Origin of the sequence: Yimella sp. RIT 621, from assembly GCF_004146205.1 — a bacterium.
Lineage (GTDB): Bacteria > Actinomycetota > Actinomycetes > Actinomycetales > Dermatophilaceae > Yimella > Yimella lutea.
In genome coordinates this window covers 33,662-54,501 of record NZ_SEIP01000013.1, presented here as the reverse complement: position 1 = coordinate 54,501, position 20,840 = coordinate 33,662, and the positions used below count along the sequence as shown (strand labels likewise).

Annotated in this window: 17 protein-coding genes; 9 read left to right on the top strand and 8 right to left on the bottom strand. The window is 66.7% G+C overall.

What is annotated here, in order from left to right:
* Window positions 1-93: 93 nt before the first annotated feature.
* Window positions 94-1,437, bottom strand: a complete 1,344-nt coding sequence (gdhA, locus tag EU513_RS12785; protein WP_129626551.1) for an NADP-specific glutamate dehydrogenase — start codon at window positions 1,435-1,437, stop codon at window positions 94-96.
* A 454-nt stretch (window positions 1,438-1,891) separates the two neighbouring features.
* Here gdhA and EU513_RS12780 point away from each other — a divergent pair, with 454 nt between their 5' ends.
* Both EU513_RS12780 and EU513_RS12775 read left to right on the top strand, forming a co-directional pair.
* Window positions 1,892-2,317 carry an organic hydroperoxide resistance protein gene (locus EU513_RS12780; protein ID WP_129626549.1) on the top strand — a complete coding sequence of 142 codons (426 nt, stop codon included), beginning with the start codon at window positions 1,892-1,894 and terminating at the stop codon, window positions 2,315-2,317.
* Window positions 2,318-2,552: 235 nt separating this feature from the next.
* Window positions 2,553-3,449 (top strand): exodeoxyribonuclease III, encoded by an 897-nt coding sequence (locus EU513_RS12775; protein ID WP_129626547.1) that lies wholly within the window; start codon window positions 2,553-2,555, stop codon window positions 3,447-3,449.
* A gap of 90 nt (window positions 3,450-3,539) precedes the next feature.
* On the opposite strand, the gene EU513_RS12770 is transcribed toward EU513_RS12775, so the two are convergent.
* Window positions 3,540-4,961 (bottom strand): DEAD/DEAH box helicase, encoded by a 1,422-nt coding sequence (locus EU513_RS12770; RefSeq protein ID WP_240796049.1) that lies wholly within the window; start codon window positions 4,959-4,961, stop codon window positions 3,540-3,542.
* A gap of 274 nt (window positions 4,962-5,235) precedes the next feature.
* Window positions 5,236-5,805 (bottom strand): TetR/AcrR family transcriptional regulator, encoded by a 570-nt coding sequence (locus tag EU513_RS12765; RefSeq protein WP_129626543.1) that lies wholly within the window; start codon window positions 5,803-5,805, stop codon window positions 5,236-5,238.
* Between the two features lie 113 nt (window positions 5,806-5,918).
* Here EU513_RS12765 and EU513_RS12760 point away from each other — a divergent pair, with 113 nt between their 5' ends.
* From EU513_RS12760 to EU513_RS12740, 5 genes are all read left to right on the top strand, one after another.
* A complete protein-coding gene (locus tag EU513_RS12760) occupies window positions 5,919-7,406 on the top strand; it encodes an aldehyde dehydrogenase family protein (RefSeq protein WP_129626541.1) in 1,488 nt (495 codons plus the stop codon).
* A gap of 252 nt (window positions 7,407-7,658) precedes the next feature.
* Window positions 7,659-9,398 (top strand): choline dehydrogenase, encoded by a 1,740-nt coding sequence (gene betA / locus EU513_RS12755; protein ID WP_129626539.1) that lies wholly within the window; start codon window positions 7,659-7,661, stop codon window positions 9,396-9,398.
* Window positions 9,395-11,404, top strand: a complete 2,010-nt coding sequence (gene betT / locus EU513_RS12750; protein ID WP_129626537.1) for a choline BCCT transporter BetT — start codon at window positions 9,395-9,397, stop codon at window positions 11,402-11,404. The genes betA and betT overlap by 4 nt, the downstream gene beginning before the upstream one ends.
* A gap of 159 nt (window positions 11,405-11,563) precedes the next feature.
* Window positions 11,564-12,853: a NupC/NupG family nucleoside CNT transporter gene (locus tag EU513_RS12745; protein WP_240796048.1), complete on the top strand. Its 1,290-nt coding sequence runs from the start codon at window positions 11,564-11,566 to the stop codon at window positions 12,851-12,853.
* A gap of 20 nt (window positions 12,854-12,873) precedes the next feature.
* Window positions 12,874-13,881, top strand: a complete 1,008-nt coding sequence (locus tag EU513_RS12740) for an NADP-dependent oxidoreductase (protein WP_129626535.1) — start codon at window positions 12,874-12,876, stop codon at window positions 13,879-13,881.
* A gap of 90 nt (window positions 13,882-13,971) precedes the next feature.
* Here EU513_RS12740 and surE read toward each other — a convergent pair whose 3' ends face one another.
* From surE to EU513_RS12720, 5 genes are all read right to left on the bottom strand, one after another.
* The gene (gene surE, locus EU513_RS12735; protein ID WP_129626533.1) at window positions 13,972-14,799 is read right to left on the bottom strand and encodes a 5'/3'-nucleotidase SurE; all 828 of its coding nucleotides are present in this window, start codon (window positions 14,797-14,799) and stop codon (window positions 13,972-13,974) included.
* Window position 14,800: 1 nt separating this feature from the next.
* The gene (locus EU513_RS12730; RefSeq protein WP_129626531.1) at window positions 14,801-15,754 is read right to left on the bottom strand and encodes a PfkB family carbohydrate kinase; all 954 of its coding nucleotides are present in this window, start codon (window positions 15,752-15,754) and stop codon (window positions 14,801-14,803) included.
* A 326-nt stretch (window positions 15,755-16,080) separates the two neighbouring features.
* Entirely contained in the window at window positions 16,081-16,890 is an 810-nt protein-coding gene (locus EU513_RS12725) for a CoA transferase (protein WP_129626529.1), read from the bottom strand.
* A gap of 9 nt (window positions 16,891-16,899) precedes the next feature.
* Window positions 16,900-17,025, bottom strand: a complete 126-nt coding sequence (locus EU513_RS16555) for a hypothetical protein (RefSeq protein WP_255407466.1) — start codon at window positions 17,023-17,025, stop codon at window positions 16,900-16,902.
* A gap of 54 nt (window positions 17,026-17,079) precedes the next feature.
* Window positions 17,080-18,129: a biotin/lipoate A/B protein ligase family protein gene (locus tag EU513_RS12720; RefSeq protein ID WP_129626527.1), complete on the bottom strand. Its 1,050-nt coding sequence runs from the start codon at window positions 18,127-18,129 to the stop codon at window positions 17,080-17,082.
* 63 nt (window positions 18,130-18,192) lie between these two features.
* Between EU513_RS12720 and EU513_RS12715 the strand changes: the two genes are divergently transcribed.
* Window positions 18,193-19,548 (top strand): NAD(P)/FAD-dependent oxidoreductase, encoded by a 1,356-nt coding sequence (locus EU513_RS12715; RefSeq protein WP_129626525.1) that lies wholly within the window; start codon window positions 18,193-18,195, stop codon window positions 19,546-19,548.
* Window positions 19,549-19,628: 80 nt separating this feature from the next.
* The gene (locus EU513_RS12710) at window positions 19,629-20,789 is read left to right on the top strand and encodes an LLM class flavin-dependent oxidoreductase (RefSeq protein ID WP_129626523.1); all 1,161 of its coding nucleotides are present in this window, start codon (window positions 19,629-19,631) and stop codon (window positions 20,787-20,789) included.
* Window positions 20,790-20,840 lie beyond the last annotated feature (51 nt).

Sequence of the window (20,840 nt, the reverse complement as noted above, 5' to 3'; positions counted from 1 at the left end):
CGAACCCCTACCTAAGTCGTACCCGCCCCTCTACGCCCGTAGTCAAGGAAACCGGCCGCTATGACGACCGCTCTCCGCCAACTTTTTGGCGGTTCAGATGACGCCGAGCGCCACCATCGCGTCGGCGACCTTCATGTAACCGGCCAGGTTCGCACCGGCGACGTAGTTGCCCTCGAGCCCGAACTCGTCCGCGGTCGTGACGCAGCGGGTGTGGATGTCGCGCATGATCTGCTCCAGGCGCGCCTCGGTGTCCTCGAAGCTCCACGAGTCACGGCTCGCGTTCTGCTGCATCTCCAACGCGCTGGTCGCGACACCGCCGGCGTTGGACGCCTTGCCCGGGCCGAACAGCACGGACGACTGCTGGAAAACCTTGACCGCGCCCGGGGTGCAGGGCATGTTCGCGCCTTCGGCTACTGCTTGAACCCCGTTGCGTACCAACGACTTCGCGTGGTCTTCGTTCAGCTCGTTCTGGGTGGCGCAGGGGAGCGCGACGTCACACTTCACGTCCCAGATCGAGCCCTCGGTCGAGTGCGCGGTCGAGTCGGACGAGTACGCCGACAGGCGCTCACGGCGCACCTCCTTGAGGTCCTTCAGCTGGCCCAGGTCGAGACCGTTCTCGTCGACCAGGTAGCCGTTGGAGTCGGAGCAGGCGATGACCGTGCCGCCCAGCTGCTGCACCTTCTCGATCGCGTACAGCGCCACATTGCCCGAGCCGGAGACCACGACGCGCTTGCCGTCGAAGCTCTCGCCACGCGTCCCCAGCATTTCCTGGGTGAAGAAGACCGTGCCGTAACCGGTCGCCTCGGTACGCACCCGCGACCCGCCCCACGACAGGCCCTTGCCGGTGAGGACGCCGGATTCGTACCGGTTGGTGATCCGCTTGTACTGCCCGAACAAATAGCCGAGCTCGCGTCCGCCGACGCCGATGTCACCGGCCGGGACGTCGGTGTATTCGCCGATGTGCCGGTAGAGCTCGGTCATGAATGACTGACAGAAGCGCATGATCTCGCCGTCCGAACGACCCTTGGGGTCGAAGTCGGAGCCGCCCTTGCCGCCGCCGATCGGCATGCCGGTCAGGGAGTTCTTGAAGATCTGCTCGAACCCCAGGAACTTGATGATCGACAGGTTCACGCTCGGGTGGAAACGCAGGCCGCCCTTGTACGGGCCGAGCGCGGAGTTGAACTCGACGCGGAAGCCGCGGTTGATCTCCACTTCACCGGAGTCGGTGACCCACGGGACGCGGAAGATGATCTGTCGTTCCGGTTCGCAGACGCGCTTGAGGATCGACCACTGCGCGTACTCCGGCCGCTTGCCGGCGATCGGGCCGAGGCTGTGCATCACCTCGTACACCGCCTGATGGAACTCCGTCTCGCCGGGATTGCGGGCGACGACGGCGTCGAAGTGCTCCTGCATGTTCGGGTGAAGTCCGGCGCTCATGCGTACAAGTGTGCCAAGTCGCCGGCAACCGTGCCGCGGCGTCCCAGCAGACGCCCCTGGGCTGCGCGAGGACCGGCGGATCGTACGGGCGCTCGCGTACCTGTTGATCAGCGCCGAACCTACTGAGCACACCAGTGGGCTGGGCGAGACGTAGTGGGTTCGCCTGGATCACGGGCTCCGGGCCTGGTCGGGCGTTCCACTTGGCACCGGCATCGCTCGAACCGGTGGTCGAGTTGTTCTCGTTCCCGCCCGTGCCACTGGGCCCCCTTTGAGAATGCTTGTGCAGCAACAGTTTCTGAGGTTCCTCGGTGAGTGAACCTGCCCTCTGACTGCAACTTTGTAGCAGCGGTTGCGCCGGGGCCATGGGTAGAATTCCCCGGGCTGACTCGCCGCCCGCGCGCGTCGGCGGCTAGCGTCGGTGATGACCTGTACAGCAGCTGAGAGGACGTTCATCATGGAAACGCTCTACACCGCCGAGGCACTCGCAACCGGTGACGGCCGCAACGGCCACACCAAGACCGTCGACGGGTACGTCGACCTCGACCTCAAGGTGCCCGAGGGCATGGGCGGCCCCGGTGGCGGCGCCAACCCCGAGGACCTCTTCGCCGCCGGCTACGCCGCGTGCTTCCATGGCGCCCTGAAGAAGGCCGCGACGCTCAGCGACGACAAGCCCGACCTCACCGGCTCGACCGTCGGCGCGAAGGTCAGCATCGGCAAGGTGGACGGCGGCTTCGGGCTCGCCGTCGTGCTCGAGGTCGTCATCCCGAATATGGAGAAGGACGCCGCCCAGGCGCTCGCCGACAAGGCGCACCAGATGTGCCCGTACTCCAACGCGACCCGCGGCAACATTCCCGTCGAGGTCACCGTCTCCGACGACTGATCGAACCCCTCACGCCGTCACCGCTGGTTGAGCCGCACGGATGAGGAACGATTCCGTGCGCGTCGAAGCCAAGATGGCGGACAACGAGAACCCAGCCCGACGCGGCTGGGTTCTCGTGTTTCCGCGCCTTGGTTTCGGCACGGGCCGCTGCTCCTTCGTCGCTGCGTCCGGGCTCAAACAGCGGGCATCCGGTCGGGTTCTTGCGTCTCCGAACGGACTCGTAGGCTGATCGACCGTGCGTATCGCCAGTTACAACGTCAACGGAATCCGAGCTGCCCAACGCCGCGGCTTCGAGCAATGGCTCGCCACGAGAAACCCGGATGTCGTTGCGCTGCAAGAGGTTCGGGCCCAGCATGCGGACATCCCGGACGGTGTCTACGCCGACTATCACGTCGCGTACGAAGAGGGTGGGATCAAGGGACGCAATGGCGTCGCCGTCCTCACCCGGCACGCGCCGTCCGCCGTCCGCACCTGGAGCGGCGACGTCCGACTGAACGGCGAACTCGTGCCGACCGAGCCGATGACGCTGGCCCGTGGCATGCGCGAGTTCGCGCACGAGGGGCGCTACGTCGAAGTCGACCTTGCGGACGCACCGCTGACCGTCGCCTCGCTGTACCTGCCCAAGGGCGGACTGCCCGTCCACCTGCAGAAACCCGGCCGGATGCGCGAAGCACCGGACGGCGGCGTGAAGTACGAACGCAAGATGCGCTTCCTCGACTCCTTCGCCCGGCAGCTGTCCCGTTCCCGCAGAGCGGCATCGGCGAACGGACGCGAGTTCCTGCTCATGGGTGACTTCAATATCGGGCACACCCGGTACGACCTGACCAACTGGCGCACCAGCAAGAACTCCGAGGGCTTCCTGCCCGAGGAGCGCGAGTGGATCGGGTCGCAGATGTCGCCGCGCACCCTCGTGGACGTCGTCCGCACACTCCACCCAGAGACCGACGGTCCGTACTCCTGGTGGTCGTGGATGGGGCAGGCCTTCGACAAGAACGTCGGCTGGCGCATCGACTACCACCTGGCCACACCGAAACTGGCGCGGACGGCGTCCGCTGCGTGGGTGGATCGCGAGCCCTCCCGCGACGTGCGGATCAGCGATCACGCACCGGTCGTCGTGGACTACGACTTCTGAGCCTCACGACAACGGGTTGCAATAACGGCCGGTTTCCTTCACTACTCCCGTAGTCAAGGAAACCGGCCGCTATGACGACCGCTTACGGTGTCAGCGTGAGGTGGCCGGGCTGCTTGCCCGACGCGGTCCGCGGTTACGTCGCGGCGCCGCACCTGCCCGCTCGCCGGTGGGCTTCGGCGAACGCTGAGACGAACCGTGCGACGAACCAGCAGACGAACCCTGCGAGGTGCCACGACCCTGGCCCGAACGACCCGCACCCTGGCCGCGTCCCGAGCCGGAGCCCTGACCGCGTCCGGAACCCTGGCCGCGTCCGCCGCGCGAACCCTGCTTCTGCGGGGCCGGTGCGACCTGAACCTGCTCGGACGGAGCGACGAACGAGCGCTCGCCCGGAGCCAGTTCGGTCAGCAGCGGGTGGGCCGGGTCGACCTTGGTTGTCGTCGGCTTGATGCCGGCCGCGCGGGTCAGATCGCGGACGTCCTTCTGCTGCTCGTCGAGCATCAGCGTCACAACGGTGCCGGCGGCGCCCGCACGAGCGGTGCGTCCCGAACGGTGCAGGTACGCCTTGTGCTCGGCCGGCGGGTCGGCGTGGATCACCAAGGAGACATCGTCGACGTGAATGCCACGCGCGGCGATGTCGGTGGCGACCAGCGTCCGGACGGTGCCGCTGTGGAACGCGTCCATGTTGCGGACGCGGGCGTTCTGGCTGAGGTTGCCGTGCAGGTCGACTGCCGGAACTCCTTGTGCCGCAAGCTGCTTGGCCAACTTCTTGGCTCCGTGCTTGGTGCGGGTGAAGACGACGGTGCGGCCGGGGGCGGCAGCGAGGTCGACGAGCACCGGCAGGCGATGGTCCTTGTGCAGGTGCAGGACGTGGTGGTCCATCGCGCTGACCGGCGACTGTGCGCTGTCGGCGTGGTGGGTGACCGGGTTGGTGAGGTAGCTCTTGACGAGCACGTCGACACCGCGGTCGAGGGTCGCGGAGAACAGCAGGCGCTGTCCGTCGCGCGGGGTCTTGTTCAGGATGCGCTTCACGCCGGGCAGGAAGCCCAGGTCGGCCATGTGGTCGGCCTCGTCGAGGATGGTGATCTCGACCGCACTCAGGTCGCAAAGTCCCTGGGAGACAAGGTCTTCCAGGCGGCCCGGGCAGGCGACGACGATGTCGACGCCCTTCGCGAGCGCAGCTGCCTGCGGGTTCTGACCCACGCCACCGAAGACGGTCTGGCTGCGTAGCCCGACCATGTCGGCGAGCGGCTTCAACGAAGCGTTGATCTGGTTCACCAGTTCACGCGTCGGCGCCAGGATCAGCGCACGCGGACGCTTGGGCTGACGGCGGCTGCTGGACGCCTGCAGTCGGGCGACCAGCGGCAGCAGGAACGCGTACGTCTTGCCGGAGCCGGTGCGGCCACGGCCAAGGACGTCACGACCCGCGAGCGAATCCGGCAGGGTCGCCGCCTGGATCGGGGTCGGGGTGGTGATTCCCTGCTCCGCGAGGACGCGGACCAAGGAAGCGGGCACACCAAAAGGCGCAAAAGTATTGTCGGACAAAGAAACTCCGTAAGAAAGGCGGTGTCTCGCCGGGCTCGCCCCGCGCTCGGTTTCGGCTGCGGTAGCGGCATAAGTGAAGGCATCTAGCGCTTCTCGAACACCTGCGGCCCGAGGCAAGACTGTGCGGACCGCTGACTCCACCCTACGGGCAGACGCTCGAATCACCTATTCGAAGACATCCGACTGGTCTCGTCGCGGTACTCCGCTGACGCTCCGCACCTGACCGACCAGCGTGATTCCTGCGTCAGGCGGCGTACCTGGCGACGAGGGCTCGCGCTGTCGCTTCACCTTCGTCGATGGCCTGCTCGTATGGCTCGCGCAGCATGGTGGCCATCGTTCCGGTGTAGGCGATGAACAGTTGCGAGGCAAGGGAATCCGCGTTCTTACCGGCGACCGGCACGGAGTAATCGTGCAGTCGCATACGCAGCAGGTGAGTCTCGTCGGCCAGCACTGCGGCGAGTTGCTCGCTCGGCGAGGGATGTGCGGCCGCGGTGCCGCTGAAGGCGCACCAGCGCTCGGCCAGGTGGTGGGCCTGATAGGTGCGCAGCGCCGGCCAGAGTGCGAGCAGTCGGTCGACGTCGGACTCGGCGGACGCGATCGCTTCGTCCCAGACTTGCGTCCAGATCGTCAGGCGACGACGCAGGGCGGAGGCGATCAAGCCCTCCTTGTTGCCGAAGTGCGAGTACAGGCTCGGCGGGGACGCTCCCGCGTGCTTGAGGATCACGTCCACCGGCGTCGAGACCGAGCCGTTCTCGAACAGCACGGCATCGGCGGCGTCCAGCAGCCGTTCGCGCACGGGTCGTTCCGATTTCACATTCTTACTATAACGTGCGTTATGTTGTAACGAGCGTTATCGAGCTGCCTGGCATCCCAGAGACGCCGGACGTGCTCACGCGGACTGTGAAGCGATCGTCTTGGAGGAGAACTGTGCCCAGCTTGTTCATCGATGGTGAGTGGGTCGACGCCGCATCTGGCGCAACCCGTGAGATCACCTGTCCTGCAGACGGATCCGCGGTGATCACCGTCGCCGAGGCCGGCCAGGACGACGCCCGCCGCGCCGTCGAAGCGGCTCGGCGGGCGTTCGACGAGGGTCCCTGGCGTGACACTCCCTCGCCCGAGCGGGCTGCTCTGCTGCACCGCTTGGCCGACCGGCTGGCGGCGGAGAAAGACGAGGTCGCCCGCCTCGAATCCCTCGACACGGGTAAGCGGTTCGTCGAGTCGCAGATCGACGTCGACGACATCGTCAACGTCTTCCGGCACTTCGCCTCGCTCGCTCAGGGTGAAGCCGGACGCATCGTCGATACCGGCATGCCGGACGTCTCCAGCCGGGTCGTCACCGAACCCGTCGGCGTCTGCGTGCTGATCACCCCGTGGAACTACCCGCTGCTGCAGACCGCGTGGAAGGTCGCCCCGGCGCTCGCAGCCGGAAACACCTTCGTGCTCAAGCCCGCCGAACTCACCCCGCAGACCGCCATGTGGCTGGTGCGCACCCTCGACGAACTCGGCCTGCCCAAGGGCGTTGCCAATTTGATCCTCGGTGCCGGAAAGGACGTGGGTCCGACGCTGACCGAGGCGCCCGAGGTCGACCTGGTCTCCTTCACCGGTGGTGTCGTGACCGGCCGCTCGATCATGGCGTCCGCCGCACCGACCGTGAAGCGCGTCGCGCTCGAGCTGGGCGGCAAGAACCCCAACGTGATCTTCGCGGACGCCGACCTGCCGGCCGCGATCGACAACGCGCTCACCGCGATCTTCCTCGACTCCGGCCAGGTCTGTTCTGCCGGTGCACGGCTCATCGTCGAGGAGTCGATCCATGACGAGGTCGTCGATGAACTCGTCCGTCGTGCCGAGAAGATCCGCCTCGGTGGTCCGTTCGACGACAGGGCCGAGGCAGGACCGCTGATCAGCGAGGACCACTTGGCGAAGGTCGCCACGTACGTGGATGATGCCGTCGCCGAGGGTGCCGTGCTGCGGACCGGCGGAAAGCGTTGCGACGAAGGCGAACTCGCGAAGGGTTCGTACTATCCGCCGACGATCCTCGACGGTTGCGACACCTCGATGAAGTGCGTGCAGGAGGAGTCGTTCGGGCCGGTGCTGACCGTAGAGACCTTTTCCGGCGCGGACGCGGACGCTGCCGAGGATGCTGCGGTGAAGCTCGCCAACGACACCATCTACGGACTCGCCGGAGCAGTGTGGAGCCAGAACGCAGGCCGCGCCGAGCGCGTCGCCAAGCGGCTGCGCCACGGCACCATCTGGATCAACGACTACCACCCGTACGTGCCGCAGGCCGAATGGGGCGGGATGAAACAGTCCGGTATCGGCCGCGAACTGGGTCACGCCGGGTTGCACGAGTACCAGGAGACCAAGCACATCTGGCACAACACTCGGCCCGCCCCGGCGGGATGGTTCGGCAACTGACTCTCGCCTTTTCGCTGGTTGAGCCCTACGGATGAGCTTGCGAATCCGAAGGTGCCGAAACCTCGTGCGTGGACGGAGTACTTCATCCGAGGCGCTTCGTGAATGCGAGAGGTTTCGGCGCGCGGGACTTCGTTCCTCAGTCCCGCGGCTCAACCAGCGGAAAAGGGTGTGGCTCGACCAGCGGAGACGTGCGGCTCGACCAGCGGGTCGCCGCGACTGCACTTCGACTGTGATTCAAGGAGATACGAAACGATGAAGAAGTACGACTACGTGATCGTCGGCGGCGGGTCCGCCGGCTCGGCTCTTGCCAACCGGCTGTCGAGCGACAAGAACACCAGCGTCCTGGTGCTGGAAGCAGGTCGTGCCGACTTCCTGTTCGACCCGTTGATCCACATGCCAGCGGCGTTGATGTTCCCCTCGGGCAACCCGCTCTACGACTGGGCCTACGAGACCGAGCCCGAGCCGCACATGGGTGGACGACGCGTCCCGCATGCCCGCGGCAAGGTGCTCGGCGGGTCGAGCTCGATCAACGGCATGATCTTCCAGCGCGGCAACGCCGGTGACTACGACAAGTGGGCCACGTTCGAGGGCATGGAGCACTGGGACTACGCCCACTGCCTGCCCTACTTCAAGCGCATGGAGACCTGCATCGCCGGCGCGGACGACTGGCGCGGTGGCTCCGGTCCGCTGAAGCTCGAGCGTGGGCCGGCCAGCAGCCCGCTGTTCCAAGCATTCTTCGAGGCGACCCAGCAGGCCGGTTACCCGCGCACGGACGACGTCAACGGTTATCGCCAGGAGGGTTTCGCGCCCTTCGATCGCAACGTCTTCAAGGGCAGCCGGATGAGCGCGTCCCGCGCCTACCTGCGTCCGATCCGCAACCGCAAGAACCTCGACATCGCCACGCTCGCCACCGTGACCGGCCTGCAGTGGTCGGGCAACCGGGTGACCGGCGTCGACTTTGCGCGCGGCGGCAAGTTCAAGCACTCCGTCGAGGCGGGCGAGGTCATCCTGTGCGGTGGCGCGTTCAACTCTCCACAACTGTTGCAGCTCAGCGGAGTCGGTAACCCGGAGACCCTTCGTGCAGCCGGCGTCACGCCGCGCATCGACCTGCCCGGCGTCGGCGAGAACCTGCAGGACCACCTCGAGGTCTACCTGCAGCACTCCAGCTTGCAGCCGGTGTCGATCGCGCCCTGGCTGAAGAAGTGGAAGGCCCCGTACATCGGTGCCGAGTGGCTGTTCCTCAACCGCGGCGTCGGTGCGTCCAACCACTTCGAGGGCGGCGGATTCATCCGCACCAACGATGAGGTCGCCTACCCGAACCTGATGTTCCACTTCCTGCCGATCGCGGTCCGCTACGACGGCACCGCGCCGGAGGGCACGCACGGCTACCAGGTGCACGTCGGCCCGATGAACTCCGATGTGCGCGGCCACGTCCGCATCAAGAACGACGACCCGCTGGCCAAGCCCGGCATCCTGTTCAACTACCTGTCCACCGAGAACGACCGGCGCGAGTGGGTCGAGGTCATCCGGGCCGCCCGGCACATCCTGAAGCAGCCCGCGTTCGCGCCGTTCAACGGCGGCGAGATCTCGCCCGGACCGTCGGTCGAGACCGACCAGGAGATCATCGACTGGGTGGCCAAGGACGCCGAGACCGCGCTGCACCCGTCCTGCTCGGCCAAGATGGGTGTCGACGACATGGCGGTCGTCGACCCGTCGTCGATGAAGGTGCACGGCACCGAGGGTCTGCGGGTTGTGGACGCGTCGGTCTTCCCGACAATCACGAACGGCAACATCTACGCACCGGTGATGATGGTCGCGGAGAAGGCGGCCGACCTGATCGCCGGCAACACCCCGCTCGCGCCGGAGCACCCGCCGGTCTACCGGGCGAAGTCGGGTATGCCGATCTTCCCGGAGGGTGACCCACGCAACCACTCGTGGAACGCTGCGGACAAGGTGCCGAGTGCCGCCGAGGCCATGGGTGAGATCCAGTGAGTTCTGTTGATACGCAAGAGATCACGCAGCCGCGCACCAAATGGCCGGTGCTGATCGTCTCGGGCGTCTTCACGCTCGCGGTCGCTGCCTGGGCGCTTTTTGCTCCCGACCACGCCGGACGGGTCCTGGGTGACACGGTCAGCTGGATCTCGAACTGGTTCGGCTGGTTCTACATTCTGCTGGCGACCGCGATCCTCGTCTTCGTCGTCTACCTCGGACTGCGGTACTCGAAGGTGCGACTGGGTGCGGACTCCGATCGTCCGGAGTTCTCCACATTCTCCTGGGCGTGCATGTTGTTCGCGGCCGGCATCGGCACGGACGTGATGTTCTTCGCCGTCGCCGAACCGGCAACGCAGTACCTCCACCCGCCGCAGGGCAAGGGTGAAACCCTCGACGCGGCAAGGGAATCCACCGTCTGGACGCTGTTCCACTACGGCATCACCGGGTGGGGAATGTACGCCCTCATGGGCATCGCGCTCGGCTACTTCGCTCACCGCAAGGGTCTGCCGCTCGCCGTTCGTTCGGCGCTGCATCCGCTGTTCGGCAAACGCATCAACGGACGCATCGGGGACGCCGTCGACATCGCGACCGTGCTCGGCACGATCTTCGGTGTCGCCACCTCGCTGGGCATCGGCGTGGTGATGCTCAATGTCGGCCTCGACGTGATGTTCGGCATCGACCAGGGGACGCCGGCACAGGTGGGACTGGCGATCCTCGCGGTCGTCGTCGCGACCATTTCCGCGACGTCCGGCGTCGACAAGGGCATTCGCATCCTGTCCCAGCTCAACGTCGTCCTCGCGATCGTCCTCGCCCTGTGGGTGCTGGTCACCGGGCAGACCGCGTTCCTGCTGCGGGCCGCGATGATGAACGTCGGCGACTTCGTCAACCTCTTCCCGGGCATGACGATGGACACCATGGCCTTCGACTACGACGTGGAATGGATGAACGGCTGGACGCTGTTCTTCTGGGCCTGGTGGATTGCCTGGGCGTCCTTCGTGGGCATGTTCCTCGCCCGCATCTCCAAGGGCCGCACGATCGGCCAGTTCGTGGTCGGCACGCTGACCATCCCGTTCATCTACATCGTGATGTGGGTGACCATCTTCGGAAACAGCGCCGTGAAGCGAATCATGGACGGGGACAAGGCTTTCGGTGAGACCGCGGTCAACACTCCGGAGACCGGGTTCTACGACATGCTGCAGCAGTACCCGGGCGCGATGGTCCTCGTCGCACTGGCCACGTTCGTGGGTCTGCTCTTCTACGTGACCAGCGCGGACTCGGGCGCTCTGGTGATGGCGAACCTCTCGTCCGACCTACCCGACTCCGACGTCGACGCCAAGCCGTGGCTGCGGGTCCTGTGGGCCGCCGCGACCGGTCTGCTCACGGTGGCCGTGTTGCTGGTCGGCGGCATCGGTGCGCTGCAGAGCGCCACGATCATCATGGGTCTGCCGTTCGCGATCGTCATGGTGCTGGTGATGATCGGTCTGCACCGCGCGCTCGAAGGCGAACGTCTGCACGCGGACGCACTACGCACCTCGGTGACCGCGTCCGTCGTCGGGCGGGAGGCAGCGGCGAGCCCGGGTTCGTGGAAGCGTCGCCTCGCACGTTCGCTCGGCACCGTCTCGCTGAAGCAGGCGACCCAACGACTCGACTCGACCGTCGTCCCTGCCCTGCGCGAGGTCGCGGGCGAGTTGGTCGAGCGCGGTGTGGACGCGTCCGTCGAGGACGTCGCAGGCTCGACCACGCAGGCGCCGCGGACGGCGGTGCTGACCGTCCGGGACGGTGAGGAGCAGTTCGCCTACACCGTGCAGGTGCGTCGGATGAAGGCCCCGAGCTACGGCTCGCGGATGATCGAGGCCGACGACCAGACCACGCTGCTGGAGGTCGTGCTCCCCAGCGGGGGTGCCTACGACGTGATCGCCTACTCGTTCGAGCAGATCTGTCACGACGTGTTGGACCACTACGAGTGGTGGGTCTCGACGCAGCAGGCGGTCTCCGACGCCACCTGATCCGCCGAGTGGCCGGGCTATGAACTGGTGGACGCGTTATAGCCCGGCCGCTGGCTCACAGCCCGGCCACTCGGCGTTCGGGGCTGGTCGGTGCGGACTCACCAACTTTCTCGATTCGGATGAAAGGCTCGTGCCCAAACCTGCCGAGAGGAGTCGCACGTGGTCAACGTTCTCTGGGGGATCGGGGGCATGGTCGGCCTGCTGGCCATCGCGTATCTGCTCTCGATGGACCGCAAGGCGATCAAGGCGCGGACGGTCGCTGCCGCGCTTGCGCTGCAGGTGGGCTTCGGCGTGCTGGTGCTGTTCGTGCCGTGGGGACGCGACGCGCTGGCGAAGGCGTCCGAGGGCGTCCAGGCCGTCATCGACTCCTCGAAGGAAGGCATCAGCTTCCTGTTCGGGCCGTTGATCCCGAAGGAGGGGATGGTCTTCGCGTTGCAGGTGCTACCGGTGATCGTCTTCTTCGCCTCGCTGACGGCGATCCTGTTCCACCTGGGCATCCTGCAGAAGGTGGTCACCTGGCTCGGTGGGGCGCTCGCCAAGGTGCTCGGCACCCGTCACGAGGAGTCGGTCAACGCCGCCGCAAACATCTTCCTGGGCCAGACCGAGGCGCCGTTGGTGATCAAGCCGTACCTTTCGAGGATCTCCCGCTCCGGGCTGTTCGCGGTGATGGTCGGCGGGTTGTCGACCGTCGCAGGTTCGGTGCTGGTCGGTTACGCGCTGCTCGGCGCCAAACTCGACTACCTGATCGCTGCCAGCTTCATGGCTGCTCCGGGCGCGCTGCTGATGGCGAAGATCATCCTTCCGGAGGGTGCCGAGCCAGCCACCGTGCCGGCCACCGCGAAAGCCGGCGATGGGGTCGGCACGGTCGACCTCGACAGGGGTGAACCGCGCGCGGTCGCTGTCGATGACGACGACGATGAGGACGAGGTCAAGCACCGCAACGTGATCGACGCCGCCGCCGCGGGTGCGTCCGACGGCATGAAGCTCGCATTGAACATCGGCGCGATGCTGCTGGCCTTCATCTCGCTGATCGCGCTGATCAACCTGCTGCTCGGCGTGGTCGGTGGGTGGTTCGGTGCTGACGACCTGAAGTTCGAGACGATCCTCGGCTATGTGATGGCGCCGATCATGACGCTCATCGGTGTGCCGTGGTCGGAGGCGACGGACGCGGGTTCGTACGTCGGTCAGAAGGTCGTGGTCAACGAGTTCGTGGCGTTCTCCAACTTCGCTCCCAACATCGCCGACTTCTCCCAGCGCACCCAGGCGATCGTCACCTTCGCGCTCACCGGCTTCGCCAACCTGGGCTCGCTCGGCATCCTGCTCGGCGGCCTCGGTGGGATGGCTCCCAAGCGCCGCGGTGAGATCGCCGAACTCGGTCTGCGTGCCATCCTCGCGGCCACTTTGGCGAACCTGATGAGCGCGGCGATCGCAGGTATCCTGCTGGGTTGATCGGCACGTACGGTGGGGGTATGAGCCTTCCGACCAGAACCCGTGAGATCCAACTGGCGTCCCGCCCGAGCGGCGCGCCGACGCCCGACAATTTTCGGCTGATGGAGGTGGATCTGCCCGAACTGAAGGACGGCGAGATCCTCGTCCGCAACACCGTCATGTCGGTCGACCCGTACATGCGTGGGCGGATGAACGACGTGAAGTCTTACGTGCCGCCGTTCCAGATCGACCAGCCCCTCGACGGCGGTGCGGTCGGCACCGTGATCGCTTCTCGTTCGGACGAATTCGCCGAAGGGCAGAGCGTGCTGCACGGACTCGGCTGGCGCGAGCACGCCATCCTCCCGGCAGGGCGCGCGACGGCCGTCGACACCTCCGACCTGCGTGACAGCAGCTATCTCGGGGTACTCGGCATGCCTGGCCTGACCGCGTATGCGGGACTCATGGCGGCGGCCGAGTTCCAGCCCGGGGACGCGGTATTCGTCTCGGGTGCCGCCGGCGCCGTGGGTTCACTGGTCGGGCAGATCGCCCGACTGTCCGGGGCCTCGCGCGTAGTCGGATCGGCCGGTTCCGCAGCCAAGGTGGAGCGACTCATCGACCTCGGGTTCGACGCCGCCTTCGACTACCACGACGGATCGGTGCGCGACTCGTTGAAGAAGGCCGCGCCCGACGGCATCGACGTCTACTTCGACAACGTCGGTGGCGACCACCTCGAAGCCGCGATCTCCGCGCTCAACGTCGACGGGCGCGTGGCGATGTGTGGTGCGATCTCGCAATACAACGCGACCGAACCCGCTTGTGCACCAAGGAATCTCGCGCTCGCGATCGGCAAGCGCCTGACGCTGCGCGGATTCATCGTGGGCAAGTACTCCGACATGCGGGACGAGTTCCTGTCGGTGGTCGGTCCGTGGCTGGCCGACGGTTCGATCCAGTGGGACGAGACGGTGCGCGAAGGACTGGAGAACGCCCCGCAGGCGTTCATCGACCTGCTCGCCGGGGCCAACACCGGCAAGATGATCGTCCGCCTCTGAACCGCAGCGGCAACAGGTCGCAGTAACAACCGGAACCCTTGACTACGCCTGTAGTCAAGGGTTCCGGTTGTTACTGCAGCCGGTGCTGGCTCAGTCGCTCTCGCGGGTCGTCATCACCCGCGCGGAGTCGGGGCGGTACTCCTCGACGTCGTCCTCGGTGCCCTCGCCCGTGAACTCCGGAACCTCGAGATCCAGGTTGTCGACCGGAGCACGCAACCAGGTGGCCGTGGCCCAGCCCTGGGTGAGCAGGTGATGATCCGAACCGGGCTCGTCGTCGGCGTCCTCCGCGATGTACGTGACGTCGATGCCCTCGGTGAACCGCTCGTCGATGCGCGCCTGCACGGCGCCGAACGGTGCCAAATGTGCACCGCGCAGGCCGCGCAGCTTCGACCACGGCACGTCGGGGACGTTGATGTTGAGCACGTGGCCGTTGAACTCGGTCTTCTCCAGCCACTCAAGCGCGATGTCGGTGATGCGCTGGACGGTGTCCCAGTTCTGCGGCTCGCCTGAGGTCACCGACACGGCCAGGCCGGGGATGTCGTGCGTGACCGCAGTGTGGGCCGCTCCGACGGTGCCGGAATGCAGCGTCGCGTGACCGGTGTTGGCGCCGAGGTTGCATCCGGACATGATCAGGTCGGGCTTGTCACCGAAGGCGCCGTACGAGGCGAGGAAGGCAATGAGACCGGGCGCTGCCTTCACGCCGATGCAGTCGACCCCTTCGGGCATTTCGGGTGGATCCGCTTTGACGAGAACGATTTTCCCGTCCTTCTCCTCACCGGCCAGGGACGCGGAAGCACCCGAGTACTCGTGTGCCGGTGCGGCCACCTGGACGGTGTAACCGCGTCCGAGAGCCGCCTTGACGAGTGCTGCCAGACCTGCCGACTCGATCCCGTCGTCATTGGTGACCAATACGTGCATGTCAGCGTTCCTTGATCTGGACGTGGTCGGCGATGCGCTCGATGGTCTCGCGGTTGCCGGTGCCCAGGCCGCCGCGAGTGACATTCAAAGCGCCGGCGGCTGCACCCAATCGGGCTGCCTCGGTGAGGTTCTCGCCGCGGGCGAGCGCAACGGCGATGCCGGCCGTCATCGAGTCACCGGCGCCGCGGTGTTCGTGCGTGGTGACGGCCGGGGTGATGAGCTCGCGGACGCCATCCTTGTCGATCGCGAACGCCGGCTTCTCCGCGCGCGAGACGACGATCGCGCCGACGCCCTTGTCGAGGACCTTTTTGGCCCCGGCGATGATCTTCTCGGCGCTCTCGCCGTCGGCGAGCTTTGCTTCGAGAAGTTCGTCGTGGGCGATCTTCAGCACGTCGACCCCGGCGTCGATCGCGGCCAGCGCCGGTCCACCCGAGAGGTCGGCGACAACGCGTCCGCCCGAGGAACGGATGTCGGAGACGAGCCGGTGGAAGAACTCGTCCGGCAGCACGTCGGCCGGCTCACACCCGGTGATCACCGTGAGGTCGGCGTCCATGCCCTCGACCAGGGCGATGCCGTAGAGGTCGTCGTACTCGTGACGGGTGAGCACAGGCGGTGGCATGTGGGTCAGCACCTCCCGCTCGCCGTTTCGCAGTTCGTAGATGTAGCCACCGTTGCCCGCGGAGTAGGGCACCGGCTTCACCTCGAGATCAAGATCGGTCAACATCGTCTGGATCAATGGACCCAGCTCCCCACCGAACGGGCCGACGACCGTCACCTTCGCACCCAGCGACCGTGCCATCCGGGCCATCCACAGTCCCTGACCACCCGGGTGGATGTGGACGCCGCCCTCGGCATCAACGTGTTCGCTGCGCTTGACGTCGGTGAGAGCAGCGGTGGCCTCGACGACGGCGAGGGGAGTGGGGGCAAGGACGGCAATGCGGGGTTCGAAGGTCACGCCTCAATCGTTGTCGATGAACGGCGACGAACGGGGCGAGCGCGGCGATGAGTTCGACCGAAACGAACGGCTCCACCCGGGTGGGTGGAGCCGTCGGCGTGAGCGGTCAGTTGATCTTGTCGGAGTCGTAGACCGAACGGGACTCCTTGTCGTCGTGGGCACGTCCCCGGTGTTGCACCCGGCGAGCAGCGGGAGAGCCATCAGGCACGCAGCGGCGGTGAGCTTCTTCATGGTCTTCATCCTGGTTTGCTGTCGCCGGGGCGACGTCGCATCTGGTCCGGGAAGCAGACGGGTCCGGTGCGGGATTCGGTTCCGTGCAGCCTGAGCTAGCGCTTCACCGCGGCGATGGGGACGTCGTGTTCGTTGCCCCAATCGACCCATCCGGCAACGGTTTTCGTTGCCATGACGGACGCGACGTCGGCGTACTCCTCGGCGCAGTCGAAAGCATCCGCGAACCGTTTCCAGAAGTGTTGTTCCAGTGCGGCGAGTGCTACCCAGCCGTCGTCGCTCGCGCGGTAGAGGTTGTACCGGGCCCAGCCGCCGGAGATCGGGCTTGCCGGGTCGGTCATGCCGTGCCGGTTGGGTCCGGCCGCGAACGCACCGGCCTCGTCCAGGCCGGCCATGTGGGTGCCGCCGTGTCCGGTGAGCGAGCGCTGCACCAGCGCACCGAGCGCGGTCGACACCGCGCGTTCCGCGCCGAGGACGTCCGCCACCAGCACGGACGGCAGCGCCGGCGGCCGCAGCAGGCCGGCCGTCGCCTGGTAGGTCAGGTCGTGGCCACCCACCTCCGGGTCGTCGGAGTGCCCGACGATCCGCACCTGGCACAACTGCGGCAGGTCCAGGTCGTCCAGACCGAGGCGGGCGAGTGCGGAAGGACGCTGCGCGGTGAGCAGCAGATCAGCGTCCGTGAGCAACTCGGCCAGTTGCGCACGTCCGTCGTCCGTCTTGAGGTCGATCGTCAGAACCTGTTGTGCCGCAACAAGTTCGGCGTAGTAATCGGGCACCATGCTGGCCAGGGGATCACCGGACGGGGGCTCCACCTTCGTTACATCCGCACCCATCGAGGCCAGCCGTGCGGCGGCCAACGGACCGGGCAGATTGATCGCCAGCGACACCACGCGGGTTCCCTCGAGCATGAACCGAACCTAACCCTGACAGACCCGCCGCGCGACCTTCTCGGCGTGTGACTCGCGCAGTGCCTGATGGCGGGGACGGCGACGGATGACCAGGTAGCCGATACCGATCGCGACGAACCACAACGGCGTCCACAAACCTCGCGCTCCGTCTGCACAGCGGTCAATCCGCGCGTCCTGCGGACTTTCGGGTCAGGGGACGCGGTGGGTCCACTCGGGAGTGGAGAACTTCTCGTCCATCAGCTGCTCGGCAGCCTCCAACTCTGCCTGCGTGTAGTCCGATCGCGTCGTGGCGTAACGCTTCTCGAAGGTCGCCAGGAACGAGTCGAGGATCGCGTCGCGGGTCATGCCGGTCTGCGAGCGCATCGGGTCGACGCGCTTGTTCGCCGAACGGTGGCCCTTGTCGCTCATCTTCTCGCGGCCGATGCGCAGCACCTCGACCATCTTGTCGGCGTCGATGTCGTAGCTCATCGTCACGTGGTGCAGCACGGCTCCGTCGGCGAACCGCTTCTGCGCGGCGCCGCCGATCTTGCCCTGGTCGCTCGCGATGTCGTTGAGCGGGACGAAGTGCGCGTTGACGCCGACCTCGCGCAGGGCCTCGATCACCCAGTCGTCCAGGAAGGAGTAGGACCGCTCGAAAGACAACCCCTCGACCAGCGACGCAGGCACCACGAGCGAGTATGTGATGCAGTTGCCCGGCTCCATGAACATCGCGCCGCCGCCGGAAACGCGTCGGACGACGTCGATGCCGTGCTTGGCCGCACCGTCCGGGTCGACCTCGTTCTTCACCGACTGGAACGAACCGATGACGACCAGCGGGGAGTCCCAGTCCCACAAGCGCAGCGTGGGCGGACGTTCGCCGCGCGCCACCTCACGTCCGATGACCTCGTCCAGTGCGACGTGCATGGCGGGGTCCATCACCTTGGCGGGGATGACGTCGAAGGTGTGGTCGTGCCAACCGGTGGCCTTGCCGAGGGCCCGGCGCACCGCGATGCCGACGGCCTCCGGCGAGAACCCGATGAACGCGACGTCTCTGTCGACCGAACCCTGGATCGCCGAACTCAGCTGGTCGACACCGGCCTCCGTCGAGACACCGTTGAGGGCCGCGTTGATGTCGAGCAGCGCCTCCTCGGGTTCAAGGAAGAAGTCGCCGGAGACACTGACCTCGGCCAGGCGTCCGTCACGAACCTCGAGATCGACGGCGACGAGTTTGCCGCCCGGAACCTTGTATTCACCGCGCATGCAGTCAAGAACAACACGAACCGGCCGGTCCTTCCCGCGACTGCCTACCCGTAGCGTCGATGTATGAGCGATGAATACGACGTGATCGTGATCGGTGCCGGACCCGTCGGGGAGAACGTGGCGCAGTACGTGACCGAGGCTTCCGACCTGAGCGCGGTGCTGATCGAGAAAGAACTCGCCGGCGGTGAGTGCTCCTACTACGCGTGCATGCCGAGCAAGGCGCTGCTGCGTCCGGTCGAGATCGCGAACGATTCGGTTGACCTGCAAGGCATTTCGGACGCCTCGGTGCAGGTCGAGGAACTGCTGAAACGTCGGGACGAGTGGGTCTCGCACTACGACGACGCGAGCCAGGTGGAGTGGGCCGACGGCATCGGCGTCCCCGTGGTGCGCGGTGCTGCGCGACTGTCCGGCGAGCGGAAGGTGCAGGTGGACGGGCGAACAATCGCCGCGCGCAAGGCCGTGGTGGTTGCCACCGGAAGTACGCCCGTCATTCCGCCGGAGTACGCGGACGTGTGTGCCTGGGGTTCGCGGGACGCGACCGGCGTGGTGGACGTGCCCGAACGGCTGGCCATCGTCGGCGGTGGTGTCGTGGCGTGCGAAGCCGCCACCTGGATGCGCGCGCTCGGCAGCGAGGTCACGATGCTGGTGCGGGGTGACAGCCTGCTCACCAACCAGGAGCCCTTCGCCGCCGAGACCGTGCTTAAGAGCTTGCGGGACAGCGGTGTCGACGTCCGGCTCGAAGCGAACGTGACCTCCTGTGAGCGCCCGGACGCGAGCGACACGGGCCTCGGGCGGGTCCACGGCGGAGCTGTCACGGTGACGGTCGATGACCAGAAACTCGAGTTCGACGAGATCCTGCTGGCTGTCGGGCGCCGTCCCCGCCTCGGCGAGATCGGACTGGACGCGCTCGACCTGACCGACGACCCGGACGCTTGGCCGGACTGGCTGATCGCCGTCGGCGACGCGAGCGGCGAGGCACCGTTGACGCACTGGGGCAAGTACCGAGCTCGCGGGATCGGCGCCCGGCTGGCCGGCGCCGCTGAACCGGAGCCCGCGGATGTCCCGGTCCCGCAGGTGGTCTTCACCGAGCCGCAGATCGCCCAGGTCGGACCGCTCCGCAAGGACCTCGACGAGGTCGAGGTCGTCAGGGTGCCGTTCAACTCTGCCGCCGGCGCCGCGCTGCTGCGTGACCACGTCCAGGGCCAGGCCCAGTTGTTGGTCGATCGGAAGGATCGCGTGGTGCGGGCCGCGACCTTCGTCGGACCGGGTGCCGGCGAACTCCTGCACGCGGCGACGATCGCGATCGTGGGACGGGTGCCCGTCCACGTCCTGCGGCACGCGGTGCCGAGTTATCCGACCGCGAGCGAACTGTGGCTGCGGCTGTTGGAGGAGCTCCCGAGGCAGTACCGCCGCGGCTGAAACGAGCCCGGAATAGAGTCGATTGGACGTTAGTTGACATGTCCACTAACGTGGTCATCGGTCGATCAGAGGAGTCAGTCATGCAGTTCGGAATCTTCACCGTGGGTGACGTGACCACCGACCAGGTGACGGGCCGCACGCCCACCGAGCATGAGCGGATCAAGGCCACGGTCGCGATCGCGAAGAAGGCCGAGCAAGTCGGCCTGGACGTGTTCGCCACCGGTGAGCACCACAACCCGCCGTTCATCGCGCCGGCCAACCCGACGATCCTGATGGCGCACCTCGCCGCTCAGACCGAGCGGATCATCCTCACCACCGCGACCACGCTCATCACCACGAACGACCCGGTGCGACTGGCGGAGGACTACGCCTACGCCCAACACCTCGCCGACGGACGAATCGACCTGATGCTCGGACGCGGCAACACCGGTCCGGTCTACCCGTGGTTCGGCAAGGACATCCGCCACGGACTCGAGCTCGCGGTGGAGAACTACGCCCTGCTGCACAAGCTGTGGCGCGAGGAGTCGGTCACCTGGCAGGGCAAGCACCGCACGCCACTGCAGGGCTTCACCTCCACCCCGCGTCCGATGGACGGCATCGCACCGTTCGTCTGGCACGGCTCGATCCGCAGCCCCGAGATCGCCGAGCAGGCCGCGTACTACGGCGACGGGTTCTTCGCCAACCACATCTTCTGGCCGAAGGAGCACACGCAGCAGATGGTGCAGCTGTACCGCCGCCGCTTCGAGCACTACGGCCACGGCACTGCCGACCAGGCGATCGTCGGCCTGGGTGGTCAGGCGTTCATTCGCAAGAACAGCCAGGACGCCAAGCGGGAGTTCCGTCCCTACTTCGACAACGCCCCGGTTTACGGCGGTGGTCCGTCGATGGAGATGTTCACCCGCGAGACGCCGCTGACCGTCGGCTCGCCGCAGGAGGTCATCGAGCGGACGCTCGGTTTCCGTGAGTACGTCGGCGATTACCAGCGCCAGCTGTTCCTGATGGACCACGCCGGCCTGCCGCTCAAGACCGTGCTCGAGCAGCTCGACCTGCTCGGCGAGGAGGTCGTGCCGGTGCTGCGCAAGGAGTTCGCGGCGATGAAGCCGGCGCACGTGCCGGACGCGCCGACGCACGCCTCGCTGCTCGCCGCGGCTCAGGCCGACGGCACCGCCCCGGGGGATGCGGCCACACCCGCCACCGACCAGTGGACGGGCACCCGCGCCGAGGACGCCAACCAACTCTGATTTTTCTTCCACCCGTAGTCGTGGAATGCGGCTGCTGTTGCGACCGTTTCC